Here is a 20109-nt window from a genome sequence, read left to right on the forward strand (position 1 = left end):
GCAGTTAAAACTGCACGCGGCCACTAATGCCAAAGCTGTCTGTATCCAGGTCGCCAACAAAGCTGCGATTCAGCTCCGCTGCCACAGAGACCAGCGGCGTCACGTAGAGTCGCACACCTGCACCGAGCACAGCGCCGCTATCATCACCCTTATCGTAATCTGCGTGGGCATAACCCGCACTGAGATTACCCTCTATATTATTGGTCAGCCAGGTGCGTGATTGCACACTCGCTGCCAAGGTATCGATGTCGTTGTCACCCCGGTCTGGATCGGTATAGCTGTAGTCCAGCGCCAATACTAAGTCGCTGCGCTCAGAAATCCGCATCGGATGGCCCACACCGAGGCTCACCACATCGGCCTCACCGGGATCAAAATCCAGATTACCCACTGACGCGCGAATAAAGACATTGCGATCCAAGGCCAGCGAGCCGCCACCATAAAGGTAGTCGCCATCGCGATCATCCACCTCAATATCAGCCACCCCTAATTCCGCATAACTGTAGCTAAATTCCTTTGCCATCAGTGGTGAGCTGACCGCCAGTGCAAGAAAGCCAGCGGGAACCATTAGAGTCGATGTAATGCGCTTCATAAGACATCCTTTTTTTGCCAATAGATGCCTTTTAGACGAGCTCATATTACTGAGTTCACCGAAAAAACCGGCTTTGTGAAGAAGTTGACACAGACGCAAAAAACGGCAAAAACGCGGGAACCGCGTTGCCATAAATCTGTCGGGAGTGGGATAACGTTACGATTCCAGTAGAAAAGTCACCGGCCCGTCATTGAGCAGAGAGATCTGCATATCCGCGCCAAATTCTCCGCTTGCCAGTTTTGCCTGGCGAGGAAAAAGCCACGCCAGGGCATGATCGTAAAGCTGGCGGGCGCGCTCGGGTTCGGCGGCCGTTGAAAATCCGGGGCGCCGCCCCTTACTGGTTTGTGCCGCGAGAGTAAACTGGGAAACCACCAACAGCCCGCCTTCAATGTCGCGCAGCGACAAATTCATACGCCCCTGCTCATCGGAAAAAATGCGGTAATTCAGCACCCTTTCCAATAACTTTTCCAGCTCGGTTTCACTGTCGTGTTTTTCCAGCCCAAGAAACAACAATATTCCCTGACTAATTTCACCAACGCAGCGCTGATCAACCTCGACCTTCGCGTGACGAACCCGTTGAAGTAGTGCTTTCATTCAATTCTCTATACGTAAATCCGTGGTGCAGTATTATGCGCCCTCGCCCGAAAACTGCCGTACCAGCACCTCGGCAATCTCATCTGTTGCCTTAACCAGGGCATCACTCATGCTCGGCTCAAAAGCGGAGTGCCCGGCATCGCGAACCACGAACAACTCGGCGGCTGGCCAGTATTGCGATAGTTTCATCGCATTGTCCAGCGGGCAGATCATATCGTAACGACCGTGGACAATAACCCCGGGGATATCTGCCAACGCCGACATATTCTCCAGGATTTCCTGACTCAACAGGTACGGGTCACTGCGGAAAAAGTGATTCTCGATATGCGCCATCGCCACGGCGGTGTGAGCGTCCAGCAAATGCGACTCAACATCGTGGTTAGGGCGCAGCGTTGAGCAGCGCCCCTCCCAGTGGCACCAAGCCTTTGCGGCCGACATCCGCGCCAGCTCATTACTGCCGTGCAACTGCCGGTGATAAGCCTCGATCCAGCTCTCACCGGGCTGGCGATGGGCGGCCTCGTCAAACTCCTGCCAGTAATCGGGAAAAACGCGGCTCGCGCCTCCCTCCTCGTAAAACCACTGAAGCTCCTGAGGACGGCACAAAAATATACCGCGCAATATCATTGCCAGCACGCGGCTCGGGTGACGTTGTGCATAGGCAATACTGAGCGTGGATCCCCAGGAGCCACCAAACAGCACCCAGTGATGTACACCCAAATGCTCTCGAATAGCTTCCATGTCTTCGATCAGCGCTTGCGTCGTATTGTTGTCCAAACAGGCATGGGGCTCGGATTGGCCACAGCCGCGCTGGTCAAACAAAATAATGCGGTAGACCTCGGGGTCAAAAAAGCAGCGCGCCTTGGGGCTGCAACCTGCACCGGGACCGCCGTGCACAAATAGCACGGGGATACCGTCCGGGTTACCAGATTCTTCTACATAGAGAACGTGAGGGGCTTGAACAGCCAGACGATGACGTTGATAAGGTTTGATATCGGGATAAAGTGCCAACATTCAGCGCACCTGAGGTCGATTAACAGCGGAGACCTTCAGTGTAGCGCAGCGAGGGACGGCTTGCCCGCCCTCGCCCCAGGCAAATTATTTTGCCGCGCGTTTGCGCTCGTTTTCCGTTAGCAGTTTTTTACGCAGGCGAATGCTCTTCGGCGTCACTTCCACCAACTCGTCGTCTTCAATAAACTCGAGCGCTTGCTCAAGGGTATGACGTACCGGCGGCGTCAGCGTCAGCGCGTCATCGGTGCCAGAAGCGCGAACGTTAGTCAGCTGCTTGGCCTTGGTCGCATTCACCACCAGGTCGTTGCTACGGCTGTGCAAACCGATAATCTGCCCTTCGTAAATTTCCTCAGCGTGGCCGAGGAACAAGCGACCGCGATCCTGCAGGTTAAACAGACCGTAGGCAAGGGTTTTGCCCTTCACCATCGAGACCAATACGCCGTTTTGGCGTTTGGCCATCTCACCGCCTTTCACTTCACCGTAGTGGTCGAAGACAGTGGTCATAATGCCGCTGCCCGAGGTCAGCGTCAGGAATTGACCGCGGAAGCCGATCAGGCCACGCGCAGGCGCAATAAACTCAAGCTTAACGCGACCTTTGCCGTCGGGCTCCATGTTGGTCAGCTCTGCCTTGCGCAGCCCCAACTCTTCCATGACGGCACCTTGGTGCTGATCTTCAACGTCGATAACGACCTGCTCGTAGGGCTCTTGCAGAACACCGTCAATTTCTCGCTGAACAACTTCAGGACGTGACACACCCAGCTCAAAACCCTCGCGACGCATGGTTTCAATCAATACCGACAAGTGCAGCTCACCGCGACCGGACACTTTGAATTTGTCGGGGCTGTCGCCCTGCTCAACCCGCAGCGCCACATTGTGGATCAGCTCTTGCTGGAGACGGTCGTTGATATTACGCGAGGTAACAAACTTGCCTTCCAAACCGGCAAACGGTGAATCGTTAACCTGGAAGGTCATACTGACGGTGGGCTCGTCAACAGTCAGCGCTGGCAACGCTTCCGGCTGACTGGGCGAACAGATGGTATCGGAAATATTTAAGCCTTCGATACCGGTGATACATACAATATCGCCGGCTTGTGCTTGTTCGACTTCAACACGCTCCAGACCGTGATAACCCATCACCGTGAGCACACGCCCTTTGCGCTGCTTACCATCGGCGCCAACAACCACAACCTGCTCATTGGGCTTCATGGTACCGCGCGTGATGCGGCCAACACCGATAACGCCGACATAGCTGTTGTAGTCCAGCGCTGAAATTTGCATTTGCAGCGGACCGTCAACATCGACATCTGGCGAAGGCACTTTATCCACGATCATCTCAAACAGCGGCGTCATATCCTCCGCCAGCTCGTCGGCCTCTGGGCCGGCAATACCGTTCAAGGCAGATGCGTAAATGATGGGGAAATCAAGCTGTTCGTCGGTCGCACCCAGGCGGTCGAACAGGTCAAAGACTTGGTCAATTACCCAGTCAGGGCGAGAGCCCGGGCGGTCGACTTTATTGACGACGACAATGGGCTTGAGACCGCGCTCGAACGCTTTTTGTGTAACGAAGCGTGTCTGCGGCATAGGGCCGTCTACGGCGTCTACCAACAGCAGTACACAATCAACCATCGACAACACCCGCTCTACTTCACCGCCAAAGTCGGCGTGCCCTGGGGTGTCCACAATGTTAATGCGGTAGTCGTTCCAGCGGATCGCGGTGTTCTTAGCTAGGATGGTAATGCCGCGCTCTTTCTCCTGATCATTGGAGTCCATAACACGCTCGGTGTCTTGGTTGCGGCGGTCGAGCGTACCCGACTGACTCAGCAGTTTATCAACCAGGGTCGTTTTACCGTGGTCAACGTGGGCGATGATGGCAATATTGCGCAGCTTATCAATCATGGGCGAGGTCGTCGTCGGATAAATTTGGGCGCGCAGTATACACCAGCAGCGCCGAGATACGCACAACTCATCGGCATCTACGACATATTGCCAGTGTTTACTCGACCACCGCACTGGCCAAACCTTGGGCCGAAGTACCATTTACCGCTACAATTCCCAAAAAAGCCTTCCCGCGACGGAAAAAATAATATGAGTAAAGCCCTTTCGGCCCCCGAGGGCGTGACATGGAAATCGCGCTGGACATTTATACTTGCCGCCACAGGCTCAGCCGTCGGCCTTGGCAACATTTGGAAATTTCCCTACATCACGGGTGAATATGGTGGCGGTGCATTTGTACTGGTTTATCTCGCCTGCATATTGATGATCGGCATTCCCGTGATGATCGCTGAAGTTATGCTCGGCCGCGCCGGGCGCAGCGACCCCGCCGACTCAATGGCCAAACTGGCAAAAGAAAGCGGGCGCAGTCGCTACTGGGGCGTGATCGGGGGTGTCGGCATGCTCGCCGGCCTGCTTATCATGATGTTTTACAGCGTTGTCGCTGGCTGGGCGTTGGAATACGTATCACAGAGTATCGGCGGCACTTACAGCAATTTAGACCCGGCGCAAATCGAGAGCAATTTCAGCAGTTTACTCGCCAGCAACAGCCAACAGTTGCTTTGGCACAGCGTGTTCTGCCTGCTCACCGCCGGCGTTGTGGCAGCGGGGGTCACACAGGGCATCGGCAAGGCCGTCGACATTTTGATGCCCATGCTGTTTTTCTTCCTGTTGCTACTGGTGGGCTACAGCGCAGTAAACGGCGATTTCGAAGCCGGGCTGCACTTTATGTTCGACACGGATTTTAGCCGCCTAAACGGCGAGGCAATACTGGTAGCGATGGGGCACGCCTTTTTCACCCTGAGCCTTGGCATGGGCGCCATCATGGCCTATGGCGCATACTTTCCCGGGCATTCGTCCATCGGCAAAACCGTCATGACGATCGCCGCACTGGATACCATTATTGCCCTATTGGCGGGCATGGCGATGTTCCCGCTGGTCTTCGCTAACGACTTAACACCGGGCCAAGGGCCGGGGCTGATGTTTGTCACACTGCCGATCGCCTTCTCCAACATGAGCGGCGGCATCTTTTTCGGCACCCTGTTTTTCACGCTGGTGAGCATCGCCGCACTCAGTTCGTCGATCTCCCTTATTGAGCCGGGCGTCGCGTGGCTGGAAAAGCACGGCGTCAAGCGGCCGGTATCCACCTTCGGCTTGGCCGGTATCGCCTGGCTGGGCGGCATCGCGAGCATTCATTACGAGTCCGTGTTCAACGCCCTGGACTACCTGACGGCCAACGTTATGCTGCCGCTTGGCGGCCTGTTAATCGCGGTATTTGTCGGCTGGCTGATGCCTAGCGACCGGGTGTTCGACGAAACCGGCATATTGCACGCCAAGGTCTTCAAAGCCTGGCGCTTTTTGTTGCGCTACATTGCACCACTGGGCATTATCGCGGTGTTCCTGCACAGCCTGGGCCTACTCGGCTGGCTTATGCGCCATTGATACCGCTAGCACCTCATTTAGGATCACTTGTGAACAGCACCCTGCTCCGCAGCTTTATTTTGGTTGGCCTCATTGCCTTTGGTGGCCTGTATTACTACAGCAGCCAAGTCGAAGAGCAGTACGGCGAGCCCGCGCGCAGTTATTTAGACACGGCACTTAGCAGTATTTCGAGCTGGCAGCCCGCAGCGCTGCGCGCCCAGCTCAGCCGTGAAACACTGGCGCAAGTCAATGATAAGCAACTGGCTGCACTCAGCGCGCAATACCAGCATTTAGGGCAATATCAGCGCATGGACGAACTGCGCTTTTCTCGCCTGAGTGGCGCCCTATCTCTCTTTGCAGACTCGCCGCGACTCAGTTACAGCAGCAAGCTTTATTTCGAAAACGGCAGCGCGATCATGACCGCAACACTGACCCTGCAAGATCAACGCTTCAAACTGTATAACTTCAATTTGGCTACGCCCTGACACGGCAAAAGCGCTAGCTTTCGATCAGCGACCGCGCCAGTACCGCCCTGGCAGCAGCAGAAATAGCCTCCGGCCGGTGATCCTCATTCACATGCACCAGGGTGGCATCGCCCTCTGCCACCAGCTGCTCACCATCGTCACTAAATAGCGCTTGCCGCAAACTAAAGCTACTGTTCCCCACTCGCGTAACCCAGGCGCGCGCCCGCAGCGATCGGCCGTGCCGCCACTCCTGCCGGTAATTCAAAGCGATGGCCGCAATCACAAGCCGAAAGCCGCCCAGGGCTAGCATTTCCTCGGAGCGCAGCCAGTGCACTCGCGCCTCTTCAAGATAAGAGAAGTACTGCACGTGATTGATATGCCCCAGGCTGTCTTGATCGGCCCAGCGAGGTGCTATCTCGACATCAAATAACGGCGGTTGTGTGTAGATAGTCATGAGGGGCGATACACCTTGATGTTGTCATAACCCTGCTCAAGCAGGTGTGCAGCATGCAGACGACTCATCACCCCCTTGTCGCAATACAGCTGGTAGACCGTGTCGCGATCGAGCTCAACGCAGCGCTTATGCAATTCATAAAAGGGCATGCACGCCACGCGATTGCGCTCCAACCTGAGCGGCTTGCGGTCAACTTCATCGGGATGGCGCACATCCAGCACCACGGCTTCAGCCAAGGGAATCGGCAGCACCTCGACCTCGGTATGGCTGACTTCTTCATCTGCCAATTTGTCGATGTTGATATATCTGGCACTGGCAACCGCGCGCTCAAGCACTGAAAAATCGAACTTCTCTTCCTCCGCAGCAATCCGCTCCGGGCGCGCACGCGTGGTGGGTTTCACAGAAATCACACCGCAGTATTCAGGCATATTCGCGGCAAATTGCTCGGTGCCAATTCTGGACGCGGTATTGATAATGTCCAGCTTGTCGGTGGTGATCAGCGGGCGCAATACCAGGGTATCGGTTACCTGATCGATCACAGAGAGGTTGGTTAGCGTCTGACTACTCACCTGAGACACCGCTTCTCCGGTCACCAGCGCTGGCGCCTCCAGCTCGGCCGCCACCTGTTCGGCAGCGCGCAACATCATGCGCTTGAGAATCACCCCCATCTGTGAGTTCTCAACATTCTTCAAAATTTCGGCGACAACATCTTCAAATGGCACACTGATAAATTTTACTCGATGCGAAGCACCGAACTTCTGCCAGAGATACAGCGCGACTTCTTTCACCCCCACCTCGTGCTCACGGCCACCGAGATTGAAAAAGCAAAAATGCGTGCGCATGCCCCGCTTCATTGTCATGTAACTGGACACCGTGGAATCAAAGCCACCGGAAATCAGGCTGACGACGGAGTCGACGGTGCCAATGGGGTAGCCCCCCAAGCCTTCGTGTCGCTGCTTAACGACAAAGAACTGATTCTTGCGCACTTCAACGCGCACGACTTCATCCGGGTCCTTGAGCCTCACCCCCCCAGTTTCTGAATACTGGTTCAGGCCGCCACCGACGTAGCGCTCCACCTCATTGGAGTTGAAGTCGTGATCACCCGTGCGCTTACAGCGCACTGCGAAGGTTTTGCCACGCAAGCTATCACCAACAGCATCCCGGACCTTTTCATAGATATCGTGCACATCTACCAAGGGGTACTCCGCCACCTCGATGACATGAGCAATGCCCGGGGTATTGCTCAATACCGCCAATATCGCCGCAATATCGGCGTCGGCACGACACTGGGTTTCAATAGTGATACGGTCCCATTCACGAACGATATGGAGTTCAGGGTCAATCGGGATCAGCAGCTTGCGCAGGTTATCGCGCAACTGCTTGATGAACTTTTTGCGAACAGGCTTGCTCTTGATGATAATTTCAGGGAAGAGCTTTACGATGAACTTCATTGTGGCACCACGGAGATAGCTGGGCGGGCATTATAGCGGTTCACTTAAAACGCTTCAGCTCCGCAGAAACCCCGACTACGCACCAAGATGAAACACCAAAGCACTATATTGGTGCGCATTTTTTGGCAAAACGCACAGTTTTCAGGCAAAGTGGGTTTTTCGCTCGGATTTTGAACAAAAAACCAGCACAAAAATATGGCACGCATATTGCTCTATAAATTTCGAACAGAAACAGCGGCGCCACGGCCCGCAGCGCATATGCGTGTTTACTTTCGGTTCTATGCAGATGCCGCTATGCGGCACGCGGCAATGAACCTATAATCGCCACTGCTTTCGGCCACGCCGAATCGACTACAAGACTCTATATTGGAGGATGTTAAGAATGTCAGAGAACACTCTGAAGTTAATCGCCGATAATGACGTGAAGTGGGCGGACCTGCGCTTCACCGACACTAAAGGTAAAGAACAACACGTCACCATGCCGGTGAGCGAAATCGACGCGGGCTTCTTCGAAGAAGGCAAAATGTTCGACGGCTCATCGATCTCAGGCTGGAAAGGCATTAACGAGTCAGACATGATCCTCATGCCAGACGACGAGGCCTCTGTTCTCGACCCCTTCACCGACGAGCCCACTATCATCATTCGCTGCGGCATTGTTGAGCCTTCTACTATGCAGGGCTACAACCGTGACCCACGCTCTATCGCTCAGCGCGCCGAAGACTACATGCGCTCTGCCGGCATCGCCGACAGCGCTCTGTTTGGCCCCGAGCCCGAGTTCTTCGTGTTTGACGACGTGAAGTGGAAAGTGGCAATGGAAGGCGCGAGCTACGCGATTTCTTCTGACGAAGCCGCCTGGGTTTCTGGCAACAGCTTCGAAGAAGGCAACACCGGTCACCGTCCTGGCGTTAAAGGCGGTTACTTCCCCGTACCACCCGTCGACAGCCTGCACGACCTGCGCGCAGCAATGTGTAACGCAATGACCGACATGGGTCTGGAAGTTGAAGTACACCACCACGAAGTAGGTACTGCTGGTCAGTGTGAAATCGGTGTTGGCCCTAACTCTGCTGTGAAAAAAGCTGACGAAGTACAGGTACTTAAGTACTGCGTACACAACGTCGCTCACGCCTACGGCAAGACCGCTACTTTCATGCCCAAGCCAGTTGTCGGCGACAACGGTAGCGGTATGCACGTGCACATGTCACTGAGCAAAGACGGCCAAAACCTGTTTACTGGCGACGCTTACGGCGGCCTGTCTGAAACAGCACTGTACTACATTGGTGGTATCATCAAGCACGCTCGCGCGATCAACGCCTTTGCCAACGCGTCTACTAACTCGTACAAGCGCCTGGTTCCCGGCTTTGAAGCACCGGTTATGCTGGCTTACTCAGCACGTAACCGCTCAGCGTCTATCCGTATTCCATTCATCACTAACCCGAAAGCACGCCGCGTAGAAGTTCGCTTCCCAGATCCCTCTGCGAACCCCTACCTGGCATTCGCGGCCCTGCTGATGGCTGGCCTTGACGGTATCCAGAACAAGATCCACCCTGGCGATGCGGCAGACAAAGATCTGTACGACCTGCCTGCAGAAGAAGCGGCTGAAATCCCGACTGTTGCGTCTAGCCTTGAGCAAGCGCTGCAAGCACTGGATGCAGACCGCGCCTTCTTGACCGCTGGCGGCGTATTCGACGACGACATGATCGATGCTTACATCCAGCTGAAGTCTGAGGAAATCGAGCGCCTGAACATGACAACTCACCCTGTTGAGTTCGACATGTACTACAGCGTTTAATACGCCTTGTGCGAAAAAGCCCGCTTCGGCGGGCTTTTTTTTGCCTGTCATTTTTTAAACCTTGCCGCGCCTATCAACTCGTCGCACACTACAGAAAAGTGATAGCGAGGGCTTTTTATGTATCGTCTGCTGAGCCTTATTTGCGTAGCGAGCGTACTCTGCAGCCCACTGCATGCAGAAATCTATCGTCATACCGACGAACAGGGTCGCACCGTTTACAGTGACTCTCCCCGCGACGGCGGCAGCCCGGTCGATCTACCCCCGGTAAACACCACGCCGGCTGTGTCGCCGCCACCACCGACCAAGCTGGACCGCCATGCCACCCCCGTACCGGCCTCAATCAAGGTACAAATCATCCAGCCGCGCGACGGCCAGGTATTCCCCAATGGCCGCATTCCCACCACCGTTAATGTAAAGCTCCAGCGCCCCCTGCGCGGCGACGAAAGCCTGCGCATCGCCGTCAATGGCAAAACCCTTAGCCGGGGAAGCGCCACCTCTGCACGCATTGAGCGCCTGAACCGCGGCCGGCACCAAATCAGCGCAGAAGTCCTCGGCCCAAACGGGGAAAAGCTGAGTCGAGACACTGTTTCAGTCGTGGCCCACTGGCCAAACAACTGACCCTCCAGCCAAGCTATACACCAAGCACCATATTGGTGCACACTAAGACAATAGCGGCGGCCTTGCGCGCCATCGCGGGGCCAGCCCCAGCGACGCACCACCGCGCCACGCCATATACAACGCCCAATTGGCGCTCACTCAATAACAACGCCCCCATTCCGGGGCACTGGCCTAATTATTGCTTTGCAATGAACCATAATGAAGACAGTGGCGAGCCCATGCCCCCAGCGAATTTGCACCACCACATACTCGACAACCTGAAAACGGCGATCCTACTGGTCGAGCCCAACCTCACCGTGAGTTATATCAACCCGGCGGCAGAGTCACTGCTGGCGGTGTCCGACCAGCGCATCCACGGCGAGGCCATCACCCACCTTTTTCACGAAGACGAAGACACCGTTGTGAAACTGTTGGACGCCATCAACAACCGCGAGGCGTTCACTAAACGGGAAACAGTATTAACCCTGCGCTCCGGCGACGAAATCACGGTGGACTACGCGGTAACGCCGATTGTGGAACACCCGCGAACGTCTCTTATCATCGAGCTGCAGCCGCTGGATCGACTACTTCGCATCAGTCGCGAAGAAGGCCTGCTATCTTCCCAGCAAAACAGCAAAGCGCTGCTGCGCGGCATCGCCCACGAAGTGAAAAATCCGCTTGGCGGCTTGCGCGGTGCGGCACAGCTGTTGGCACGCGAACTCGACGACCCGCGCCTGCACGATTACACCAACATCATTATCGAAGAGGCCGACCGCCTGCGAAACCTGGTCGACAATATGCTGGGGCCCAATAAGATGCCCAACCAGCTGCCCACCAATATCCATGAAGTGCTGGAGCGCGTGCGCCAGCTAGTGGAAGTTGAGGGAGGCGACGAGTTAAGCATCATCCGCGATTACGACCCCAGCATCCCGGACATCATTGGCGATCGCGAGCAATTAATTCAGGCGGTACTCAACATCGTCCGCAACGCCCTTCAGGCGCTGAAACAATCCCCTCCTGAAGGCGGCGCACAAATTACCCTGCGCAGCAGAACGCTGCGCCAATTTACCATTGGCTCTCACCGCCACCGACTGGTGTGCCGCGTGGACATTATCGATAACGGTCCGGGCATACCCGAAGACCTGGCTCCGTCGATATTCCTGCCAATGATCAGCGGCCGCGCCGACGGCTCTGGGCTTGGGCTGTCGATCTCACAGTCCATTCTCAACCATCACCAAGGCCTTATTGAATGCCACAGCGAACCCGGTCGCACGGAGTTTTCGCTGTTTATACCCGTGGAGCAAAACCGATGAGCTATAGCAACACCGTATGGATTGCCGACGACGACAAATCGATTCGCTGGGTACTCGAAAAAGCCCTCAACCAGGCCGGCATTGAAACCCGCAGCTTCGAAAATGGCGATGCCCTGCTTGCTCAGCTGGAGTCGGGGGTGCCCGACGCGGTGATCAGCGACATCCGCATGCCGGGTATCGATGGCCTAAAACTGCTGTCGCGCATCAGCGACATCCACCCCGGTTTGCCGGTGATTATTACCACCGCCCATTCAGATTTGGATAGCGCCGTTGCCTCCTATCAAGGCGGCGCCTTTGAATATCTGCCCAAACCCTTTGACGTCGACGAGGTATTGGCAACAACCCAGCGCGCCCTGCAACACGCCAATAAAAACCGCCCGGCACTGCCCGAGGAAGTGCCGCTGGAGAGCACCGAAATTATCGGCGAAGCACCCGCGATGCAGGAGGTGTTTCGCGCCATTGGCCGCTTGTCCCAGTCCAATATCACGGTACTGATTAACGGCGAATCCGGTACCGGTAAAGAGCTTGTCGCCCAGGCCCTCCACCGCCACAGCCCGAGGGCCAGCAAACCTTTTATCGCGCTGAATATGGCTGCGATCCCCAAGGACCTGATGGAATCGGAACTCTTTGGCCACGAAAAAGGGGCCTTCACCGGTGCCACTGCCCAGCGTCGCGGACGCTTTGAGCAGGCCGATGGCGGTACGCTTTTTCTGGACGAAATAGGCGATATGCCCGCCGAAACCCAAACCCGCCTGTTGCGGGTACTCGCCGACAGTGAGTTCTACCGCGTGGGGGGGCATACCCCGGTGAAAGTCGATGTTCGCATTATCGCGGCCACCCACCAAAATCTTGAAAAGCTGGTGCAAGACAACAGCTTTCGCGAGGATTTATTTCATCGCCTAAACGTTATCCGCATCCACCTCCCCAAACTTGCCGAGCGCCGGGAAGACATTCCCAAACTGATGCAGCACTTCTTTACCATTGCCGGCAATGAACTCAATGTCGAGCCCAAGCGCCTGCTGCCCGACACCGAGGAATACCTCAGCCAACTCGATTGGCCCGGCAACGTTCGGCAATTGGAGAACACCTGCCGCTGGCTAACGGTGATGGCATCGGGACGGGAGATTCACCTTAATGACCTGCCCCCCGAATTGCTGGAGCACAGCGACAGCGAAGCGGCCCCCGCGGCAAACTGGCAGGAGAATTTACGCCGCTGGGCCGACCAAGAATTACTACTGGGCAGGGATAAGCTGCTGGATCGCGCGGTACCGGAGTTTGAGCGAATCATGATCGAAACGGCGCTCAAGCACACCCACGGCCGACGTCGCGATGCCGCCAACTTACTCGGCTGGGGGCGCAACACCCTCACCCGCAAAATCAAAGAACTGGATATGGGTGGCGATGAAGACGAGTAGTCCTGGCTAGCGCAATACCGCTACCGAAGCGCGCCGGCAAACCCCTGCTGGCGCCATGCTTCATAGCTGACCAGAGCCACCGTATTTGACAAATTTAAGCTGCGCGCGCCCTCCATCATGGGCACCCGCAGGCAGTGATCCGGACCGAGTTCATCGCGAATCTCAGCGGGCAAGCCCGCTGTTTCAGAACCGAACAGCAACACATCGCCGGGCTGGAATGCCACCTCGGCATAGTTGCGCTGCCCCTTGGTCGTCAGCGCAAAAATGCGTTGCCCCGCCACCGCCTCGCAAAACGCGGCATAGTCGGCGTGGCGGCTAACCCGCGCCATGTCGCTGTAATCCAATCCCGCACGCCGCAGTTTTTTCTCTTCCAAGTCAAAGCCCATGGGCTCGATCAAATGCAGATGGCAGCCGTTGTTCGCCACCAAGCGAATGATATTGCCGGTATTCGGCGCGATCTTGGGTTCGTGCAAAGCAATATGGAACATGGCGCATTCACCACAGCAGCAGGAAAGAAACAGGCCGAGACAGACATCCCGGCCTCGCCGCGCAGGGAGCGCAGCTGATATGCCGAGAGTTTAGTGAGTGGTCTCTTCAGCGGCAGCTTTTTCATCCGCCTGCGCTTTGGCCTGGCGGTAAAGCGCCTCAAAATTCACCGGCTGCAGTGCCAGCGCCGGGAAACCGCCTTTTACTGCCAGTGCGTCAACAGACTCACGCACATAGGGGAACAGCATATTCGGACAGGCTATGCCCAGCAGCTGGCGCAGCGCCTCACCTTCAATGCCCTCTGCGACAAACAGGCCCGCCTGCTGCACTTCAACCAAAAACGCGGTCTCGTCGTCTTCCAGCTTGGCAGTCACTGTCACCGTCAGCGTCACTTCATAGCTGTTTTCACCCACGGGCTGGCTGCGCGTGTTTAGATCCACGTGCATTTTCGGCTTCCAGCTTTTGGTGAACACCACAGGGCTGGACGGCGACTCAAAGGAAGCATCTTTTATGTAAATGCGCTGCAATGCGAACTTGGGCGTATTGTCTTGTGCTTGGGCGTTTTCTTGTTCAGCCATTGTCGGGTCTCGACTCCTGATAGGTAAATTTTCGTTATTTAACTGGCTGCCAACAGGCGATCCAGCTTGCCGCCACGCTCCAGCGCAAACAGCTCGTCACAACCGCCAACATGGGTTTCACCCACCCATATCTGCGGCACTGTGCGCTGCCCCGTACGGGACAACAATTCTTGGCGCAAGTCGCTGCGGCCGTCTACCGGCACTTCGTCGTATGCAACCTGTTTGTGCTCAAGCAAGTGCTTGGCGCGCACACAGAAAGGGCAAAAGCGAGTGGTATAGATAGTGACCTTCGCCATAAGCCCTTAGCCTTTCACCAGCGGCATCTGCAGTGCCTGCCATTCGCTAACACCACCTTTTAAACGGTGCACATTGCTGTAGCCCAGTGCCGCCAGCTTTTTACCCGCCGCACTGGAGTGCTGACCCAATTTGCAGATCAACACCAAGGGCTGCTCCTTGTCACCCGCGACGCGGTCAATCTCCTTGTCCAACTTGGCAAAGGGCAGGCTCACCGCATCTAAAATGTGGCCCTTGTTGTACTCTGCCTTGTCGCGCAGGTCGATCATCAAGGCCTTTTCTTGATTAACGAGGTTCACCACCTGCTGTGGCGTCAACGCGCGACCTGCTCGGCGTGACTCGTGAAAGCTCAATAGCATAAGGCACGACAGCAGAGCAGCTACCAGCAGCCACTGTTCAGCGATAAATAAAATCAGTTTTTCCATGAATTCTCTCGAATCACTCGTGTGAACATCGTCAAAAAAGCCGTAGGCCGGCGCGCGAAAAGGCCAGAGTATACACCGCTAAACGGGAATTCTCACCACGCCAAGCGTGGCCGCCTCCCAAAGGAAAAGTTACAATGCCTTATTTCGTTTTCACCGCGCTACACGCGAGCGGCGATGAGACCTCAACGACTTAAGAATGGATTTTCTACGCATGGCTGACCCACAGGTAAAACAACCCGTCGTTCTGATTATTCTGGATGGCTTCGGCTACCGGGAAGCACCGCAGGACAACGCCATTTACCACGCCAATACGCCCAATTGGGACGCACTGTGGAAAAACCAGCCGCACACCCTGATCTCAGGCTCCGGGCTGGATGTTGGTTTGCCAGACGGCCAAATGGGCAATTCGGAAGTCGGCCACATGAGCCTGGGGGCGGGCCGCATCATCTACCAAAATATTACCCGCATTGACAAAGAAATTGCCGATGGCAGTTTCTTCGACAACGACGTTTACAAAGCCAATATCGACAAAGCGGTCGCCGCTGATAAAGCCGTGCACATTTTCGGCCTGCTATCCCCGGGCGGCGTCCACAGCCACGAAAACCATATACTGGCAATGATCGATATGGCCGCTCAGCGCGGCGCCAAAAAAGTGTATGTACACGCCTTTCTCGACGGCCGCGACACACCGCCACGCAGCGCCCAGGCCTCGCTGGAAAAAGTCGACGCCAAATTTGCCGAACTCGGCTGTGGCAGGCTGGCGTCAATGATCGGCCGCTACTACGCCATGGATCGCGACAACCGCTGGGACCGCGTTGAAAAAGCCTATCGCCTGCTGACCGAAGCAGAGGCCGAGCACCGCTACAGCACTAGCCAAGACGCCCTGAGCGCCGCCTATGCTCGCGACGAAAACGATGAATTTGTCGCCGCCAGCGTTATTCAAGCCGAGGGCCAGGACAGCGCCGCCATTGCCGATGGCGATACCGTCATCTTTATGAACTTCCGTGCCGACCGCGCTCGTGAAATTACTCGCGCATTTGTGGAAAACGATTTCGATGGCTTTGAGCGCCGTGTTCGCCCGGCGCTTGCCGGCTTTGTCATGACCACCGAATACGCCGACAGCATCGACGCGCCCGTGGCTTACCCGCCGGAGAATATCCAAAACAGCCTCGGCGAACTGCTGGAGAAACACGGCAAGACACAGCTGCGTATCGCCGAAACTGAAAAATATGCCCACGTTACGTTTTTCTTCAGTGGCGGCCGCGAAGCACTCTATCAGGGTGAGGAGCGCAAGCTAATCAACTCCCCCGACGTTGCCACCTACGACTTAAAGCCGGAGATGAGCGCCCCGGAAGTCACTGAAGAGCTGGTCGCGGCCATACGCAGCGGCAGCTACGACGCGATTATCTGCAACTATGCCAACGGCGATATGGTGGGCCATACCGGCGTTTTCGACGCCGCCGTAAAAGCCGTGGAAGCACTGGACGACTGCATTAAACAGGTTACCGATGCCGTTCGTGAGGTCGGTGGCCACTGCTTGATTACCGCGGACCACGGCAACTGTGAGCAAATGCTCGACTACGACGCCGACCAACCACACACTCAGCACACCACCGAGTTGGTGCCGCTGGTGTACGTGGGCGACGACACCGCAACCCTGACAGCCGAAGGCGGGCGCCTCGCTGATATCGCACCGACGATGGTCGCGCTGCTGGGCATTGCTCAGCCGGAAGAAATGACCGGCAAGAACCTGATCAGCCACTGAGGAATTGCGAATTAGCAGCAAACTGGCACATCTAGGGATGCCGTTCATCGTCCTGCTGTTCGCTGGCCTGCTGGCCAGTGCCAGCCTTGCTGAGGATGAAGCCGCCACCCGCCAACAGCTGAAAGACCTCAGCCAGCAGCTTCATTCGCTGAAAAAACAGCTTGGCAGTACCCAGAAAGAACGCAGTCGTGCCGCGCGGGAGCTTCGCGAGGTTGAGGTCGAGATCGGCAAAATCGCGGCTAAACTGCACAGCACTCGCGCAGAGCGCGACCGCCGCCAGAGCAAATTGACCGCCCTTCAGGGCGAACAACAAACCCTGCGCCAGCGCCAAAGCCAGCAAAAAGCACTGATTGCAGAGCAAATTCGCAGTGCGTACACCTTGGGGCAAGAGCGGCAGATCAAAATGCTGCTCAATCAGGAAGACCCTCAATCGCTCAGTCGGCTGATCACCTACTACGACTATTTCAATGCCGCCCGCAGCCAACAGCTCGACAGCTATCGCGAAACACTCACTGCCCTCAACGCGCTGATCCCCGAGATCAGCGCGCAAACCGAGGCACTTAGCGCCACAGAACGCCAGCTGGCCCAGCAGCGCCAGCAACTGGAAGTTCAGCAGCAACGCCGCCAGCGCAGTGTCGCGAAACTCGACCAGGAGCTGAAACAGCAACAGAGCAGCATTGGCTCGCTGGACAAGCAACGCAAGAGCCTGGAGAGCATCCTCTCGGCAATTGAGCGCGAAATTACCGATATCGCCATTCCATCGAGCTACCGCCCCTTCAAACAAATGCGCGGTGCCATGCCCTGGCCTGTTGCCGGTAAGCGGCTGAATCGTTACGGCGCGCCGCGCCAAGGCAGCGCGGTACGGTGGCAGGGAGTGCAAATTGCCGGTGAAGAGGGCAGCCCGGTGCGCACCATCCACAATGGCCGCGTTGTCTACGCCGACTGGCTGCGTGGGGCCGGCCTACTGATTATTGTCGACCACGGCAATGATTATATGAGCCTCTATGCTCACAACCAGAGTCTGCTCCGCCAGGAAGGCGACTGGGTGCGCGGTGGCGAGGCGATTGCCACGCTCGGCAACAGTGGCGGTCAGCGGCGCAGCGGACTGTATTTTGAGATTCGCCACAAGGGCCGCCCTACTGACCCCGCCCGCTGGTGCCGCTGAACGCGGCAGCCCACATTTAGAGGTAGCGACAAATCCCGACAAAGCTGGCTACAATGGGTGCTTTGTTTCTGTCGGCGGGCGCAGGACGCCCCGCCGCATGTTGTATCGGGAAGCTGATAATGCTGCGTCATCTTAGTCGAGCCGCCGTGCTCAACCTTGCTCTGCTCTCTCCCTTTTGTCTGGCCGAGGCACCCGCCTCGCCACACAGCGCGCAAGGCGAGTTGCCCCTTCAGGCGCTGCGAAATTTTGCCGACGTTTTCAACCAAATTCGCCGTAGCTATGTCGAAGAGGTGGACGACGAAACGCTATTGGAAAATGCCATTCGCGGCATGCTCAGCGGCCTGGACCCGCACTCCGACTACCTGGACTCCGACTCCTTCGATAACCTTCAAACCCACACCACCGGCGAGTTCGGCGGCCTGGGTATCGAAGTGGGTATGGAAAATGGCTTTGTCAAAGTTGTTAGCCCCATCGATAACACGCCAGCACAACGGGCGGGTATTCAGCCCGGCGATCTGATTATCCAGATCGACCAACAGCCCATCAAAGGCCTTAGCCTGCAAGAGGCCATCGAACTGATGCGCGGCCCCAAGGGCAGCCCCATCACCCTCACTATTCTGCGCGAAGGGGTAAAAGCGCCGATAGAACTGGAACTGAAGCGCGACATTATCACCGTCGCCAGTGTGCGCGGCCGCATGCTCCAGCCCGGCTATGGCTATCTGCGTATTTCGCAGTTCCAAAGCCGCACCGGCGAAGACCTGCGCAGCGAGTTGGCAAAACTTAAGGCCAACCGCAGTGGCTTGCGCGGAGTGGTACTCGACCTTCGCAACAACCCCGGTGGCCTGCTGCAGGCTTCGGTACAAGTGGTCGACACCTTTTTAAACGACGGGCTTATTGTCTACACCGAAGGGCGCCTACCCAACGCCTTTAGTCGCTATATGGCCAGCGACACCAACAACGCCGACGACACCCCTCTGGTGGTGTTGATAAACGGCGGCTCGGCCTCCGCCTCAGAAATTGTTGCCGGCGCACTGCAAGACCACCGCCGCGCGATTATTCTGGGCACCCAGAGCTTTGGCAAAGGCTCGGTCCAAACCGTGCTGCCACTGGCTGAGGACAGCGCCATAAAACTGACAACTGCCCGCTACTACACCCCCAGCGGCCGCTCGATACAAGCGCAGGGCATCGTGCCGGACATTATTGTCGAGCGTGCTCGCATTGAATCTCTGGGTGCAGAAAAAATGGTTACCGAAGCTGACCTGGCGGGGCACCTGGGCAACGAGAGCGGAAAAGAAAACAATGGCAGCAACCGCATTGTCGACAGTGCTGCCAACGAACTTGCTGCCACTGATAACCAGCTTTACGAGGCACTCAACCTGCTAAAAGGCCTGCATATTATGTCGGCCAATAGTCAGCGTTTGGCCAGGCAAAAACTGGAGGCGCCAAACGCTCAGTGAGCGCTTTCCGCTTCAACACGCAGGGACTCTGCCAGGGCCTTAATCACGCCCTGGCCAAGAGGCAGCAAAAAAATATCGCCGTCGCTGACGCCGTCCACCGACACTCCTAGTACATAGCGCTCACTCACGATGTACTCACGCAGCGCATTGTAGTTAACAGAGGTGTGCCAGAAGCGCTCTCCCTGACCATTCACCCCCTCGACTTCCAGCGACAGCTTTGGCGACACCCTCACCACCAGCCCTTCCACAATCCCGATGCCGGCTCGGGTAATATCACTGGAGGGATAGGACAAATAGCCGCGCAAATTCATATAGGCTCGGCCGGCGTCCACAGGGTACTCAAAGCGGATGGCCGACAGCTCATTGTGATCACCGTACACCATTACCATTTCCGACTCCCCAGCCTGCACCACGGGCACACCTGACACCTCACGCACGCCATCAACAATCAGGCGCTCAAAGCGGCGCAACTGCGCATCCAGCTGAGCACTGGCGGCCGGGTCGAGAGCGCGCTCCACAGCTTGAAAAACGCGCTGCCAAGAGTTGATGCGCCGCTGATCCTTGCCCTCTGGCTCCGTCAATGCGCTGAGCGATTCAAAGTCTACCGTCAGGCTACGTATCTGCACGTCACCCTGATAGTTGTGGGTCAAAGGCTGATTGGCACAGGCGGCCAGCAGCACTATAGAAATAGCGAGTATCGCTCGCAGCATGATGGATTCCTCAAAGCTCGCACCCGCCGGATGGCGCGCACATTGCCGCAGATAATAGCGCAATACTCGAAGTTGGGAAGTAGCCGCAGCGCCGCGAGTCGCAAACTAACAGCAGCGCTCTCCCAGCACGGGCGCATTTGCCCG

Annotated in this window: 20 protein-coding genes; 9 read left to right on the top strand and 11 right to left on the bottom strand. The window is 56.5% G+C overall.

All coding sequences use genetic code 11. The features are described from left to right. Positions 1-4: 4 nt before the first annotated feature. From B3K78_RS16060 to typA, 4 genes are all read right to left on the bottom strand, one after another. Complete coding sequence (locus tag B3K78_RS16060) at positions 5-589, bottom strand: outer membrane beta-barrel protein (RefSeq protein ID WP_286696238.1); 585 nt, start codon at positions 587-589, stop codon at positions 5-7. Positions 590-745: 156 nt separating this feature from the next. Beyond that, a complete protein-coding gene (dtd, locus tag B3K78_RS16065; protein WP_286696239.1) occupies positions 746-1183 on the bottom strand; it encodes a D-aminoacyl-tRNA deacylase in 438 nt (145 codons plus the stop codon). A gap of 33 nt (positions 1184-1216) precedes the next feature. Further along, on the bottom strand, positions 1217-2194 hold the full coding sequence (gene pip, locus B3K78_RS16070; RefSeq protein WP_286696240.1) for a prolyl aminopeptidase: 978 nt from the start codon (positions 2192-2194) through the stop codon (positions 1217-1219). 84 nt (positions 2195-2278) lie between these two features. After that, a complete protein-coding gene (gene typA / locus B3K78_RS16075; protein ID WP_286696241.1) occupies positions 2279-4087 on the bottom strand; it encodes a translational GTPase TypA in 1809 nt (602 codons plus the stop codon). A gap of 189 nt (positions 4088-4276) precedes the next feature. Between typA and B3K78_RS16080 the strand changes: the two genes are divergently transcribed. Then, positions 4277-5623: a sodium-dependent transporter gene (locus tag B3K78_RS16080; RefSeq protein WP_286696242.1), complete on the top strand. Its 1347-nt coding sequence runs from the start codon at positions 4277-4279 to the stop codon at positions 5621-5623. 29 nt (positions 5624-5652) lie between these two features. After that, on the top strand, positions 5653-6087 hold the full coding sequence (locus tag B3K78_RS16085) for a hypothetical protein (protein WP_204997362.1): 435 nt from the start codon (positions 5653-5655) through the stop codon (positions 6085-6087). A gap of 13 nt (positions 6088-6100) precedes the next feature. On the opposite strand, the gene B3K78_RS16090 is transcribed toward B3K78_RS16085, so the two are convergent. Beyond that, entirely contained in the window at positions 6101-6520 is a 420-nt protein-coding gene (locus B3K78_RS16090) for an acyl-CoA thioesterase (protein WP_286696243.1), read from the bottom strand. Continuing rightward, positions 6517-7971, bottom strand: coding sequence for a tRNA uracil 4-sulfurtransferase ThiI (gene thiI, locus B3K78_RS16095; protein ID WP_286696244.1), 1455 nt, complete (start codon positions 7969-7971; stop codon positions 6517-6519). Before thiI ends, B3K78_RS16090 begins: the two co-directional genes overlap by 4 nt. Positions 7972-8353: 382 nt before the next feature. On the opposite strand from thiI, the gene glnA reads away from it, so the two are divergent. The 4 genes from glnA (at position 8354) to ntrC (ending at position 13085) form a co-directional block, all read left to right on the top strand. After that, a complete protein-coding gene (gene glnA, locus B3K78_RS16100) occupies positions 8354-9760 on the top strand; it encodes a glutamate--ammonia ligase (RefSeq protein ID WP_286696245.1) in 1407 nt (468 codons plus the stop codon). A gap of 117 nt (positions 9761-9877) precedes the next feature. Further along, positions 9878-10378 carry a DUF4124 domain-containing protein gene (locus tag B3K78_RS16105; protein WP_286696246.1) on the top strand — a complete coding sequence of 167 codons (501 nt, stop codon included), beginning with the start codon at positions 9878-9880 and terminating at the stop codon, positions 10376-10378. Positions 10379-10596: 218 nt separating this feature from the next. Then, the gene (glnL, locus tag B3K78_RS16110) at positions 10597-11670 is read left to right on the top strand and encodes a nitrogen regulation protein NR(II) (RefSeq protein ID WP_286696247.1); all 1074 of its coding nucleotides are present in this window, start codon (positions 10597-10599) and stop codon (positions 11668-11670) included. Continuing rightward, on the top strand, positions 11667-13085 hold the full coding sequence (gene ntrC, locus B3K78_RS16115; protein ID WP_286696248.1) for a nitrogen regulation protein NR(I): 1419 nt from the start codon (positions 11667-11669) through the stop codon (positions 13083-13085). Before glnL ends, ntrC begins: the two co-directional genes overlap by 4 nt. Positions 13086-13105: 20 nt before the next feature. Here the strand turns inward: ntrC and B3K78_RS16120 are convergent, their stop codons facing one another. The 4 genes from B3K78_RS16120 to B3K78_RS16135 all read right to left on the bottom strand — a co-directional run bounded on the left by B3K78_RS16120 (position 13106) and on the right by B3K78_RS16135 (position 14868). Next, positions 13106-13573, bottom strand: a complete 468-nt coding sequence (locus B3K78_RS16120) for a tRNA (cytidine(34)-2'-O)-methyltransferase (protein ID WP_286696249.1) — start codon at positions 13571-13573, stop codon at positions 13106-13108. A 90-nt stretch (positions 13574-13663) separates the two neighbouring features. After that, positions 13664-14149 (bottom strand): protein-export chaperone SecB, encoded by a 486-nt coding sequence (gene secB, locus B3K78_RS16125; protein WP_286696250.1) that lies wholly within the window; start codon positions 14147-14149, stop codon positions 13664-13666. 38 nt (positions 14150-14187) lie between these two features. Next, positions 14188-14445, bottom strand: coding sequence for a glutaredoxin 3 (gene grxC / locus B3K78_RS16130; RefSeq protein WP_027873077.1), 258 nt, complete (start codon positions 14443-14445; stop codon positions 14188-14190). A gap of 6 nt (positions 14446-14451) precedes the next feature. After that, positions 14452-14868, bottom strand: a complete 417-nt coding sequence (locus B3K78_RS16135; protein WP_204997355.1) for a rhodanese-like domain-containing protein — start codon at positions 14866-14868, stop codon at positions 14452-14454. 196 nt (positions 14869-15064) lie between these two features. On the opposite strand from B3K78_RS16135, the gene gpmM reads away from it, so the two are divergent. The 3 genes from gpmM to B3K78_RS16150 all read left to right on the top strand — a co-directional run bounded on the left by gpmM (position 15065) and on the right by B3K78_RS16150 (position 19255). Further along, a complete protein-coding gene (gene gpmM, locus B3K78_RS16140; RefSeq protein WP_286696251.1) occupies positions 15065-16633 on the top strand; it encodes a 2,3-bisphosphoglycerate-independent phosphoglycerate mutase in 1569 nt (522 codons plus the stop codon). Positions 16634-16670: 37 nt separating this feature from the next. Continuing rightward, positions 16671-17798 (top strand): murein hydrolase activator EnvC family protein, encoded by a 1128-nt coding sequence (locus tag B3K78_RS16145; protein WP_286696252.1) that lies wholly within the window; start codon positions 16671-16673, stop codon positions 17796-17798. A 119-nt stretch (positions 17799-17917) separates the two neighbouring features. After that, entirely contained in the window at positions 17918-19255 is a 1338-nt protein-coding gene (locus tag B3K78_RS16150; RefSeq protein ID WP_204997352.1) for a S41 family peptidase, read from the top strand. On the opposite strand, the gene B3K78_RS16155 is transcribed toward B3K78_RS16150, so the two are convergent. Next, entirely contained in the window at positions 19249-19965 is a 717-nt protein-coding gene (locus B3K78_RS16155) for a hypothetical protein (RefSeq protein ID WP_286696253.1), read from the bottom strand. The two genes, B3K78_RS16150 and B3K78_RS16155, sit on opposite strands and share 7 nt — an antisense overlap. Between the last annotated feature and the right edge of the window lie 144 nt (positions 19966-20109).

The organism is Spongiibacter sp. UBA1325, assembly GCF_002306875.1.
Taxonomy (GTDB): Bacteria; Pseudomonadota; Gammaproteobacteria; order Pseudomonadales; family Spongiibacteraceae; genus Spongiibacter; species Spongiibacter marinus.